Source organism: Bradyrhizobium sp. IC4060 (assembly GCF_020193715.1).
Lineage (GTDB): Bacteria > Pseudomonadota > Alphaproteobacteria > Rhizobiales > Xanthobacteraceae > Bradyrhizobium > Bradyrhizobium yuanmingense.
In genome coordinates, this window is record NZ_JADYVJ010000066.1 from 1 (window position 1) to 549 (window position 549).

The 549-nt window shown below is 64.1% G+C and carries 1 protein-coding gene; it reads left to right on the forward strand.

Annotated features, from left to right (window positions below; all coding sequences use genetic code 11):
• The coding region (locus I6F16_RS37500) for an AMP-binding protein (protein ID WP_225174777.1) at nucleotides 1-549 on the forward strand (549 nt) is incomplete at both ends.

A 549-nucleotide genomic window follows, 5' to 3' on the forward strand; every position in this document is an offset into this window, starting at 1 on the left:
GTCGGGCTTTTGGCGATCCTCAAGGCGGGGGGCGCCTACCTGCCGCTGGATCCGGCCTATCCGCCGGCGCGGCTGCGGCAGGTTCTCGACGATGCGGCGCCGCGAGTGCTGCTGGCCGATGCAGCGGAGCGATCGGCGCTGGGCGCCGATGCGCTACGCGATCTGACGGTGGTGGATCTGGCGGCGACGCCGGAATGGGCAAATCTGCCGGCGTCGGATCCGGACCCGCGTGCGCTTGGCCTCACCTCACGCCATCTCGCCTATGTGATCTACACCTCCGGATCCACAGGCACCCCCAAGGGGGTCATGGTCGAGCATCGCGGCTTGGTCAATCTCAGCTTGGCTCAGATCGGGCTTTTTGGCGTTTGTTGCAACAGCCGCGTGGTGCAGTTCGCCTCCTTCGGTTTTGATGCAAGCGCCTGGGAGCTTGTTATGGCGTTTGGTTCGGGAGCGGCATTGCATTTGCCTGCGGATGAGCTCCGTCAAGCGAGTAACAAGCTATCGGATTATCTGCGAAGCGAAGCCATCACGCACGCGACGCTGCCTCCA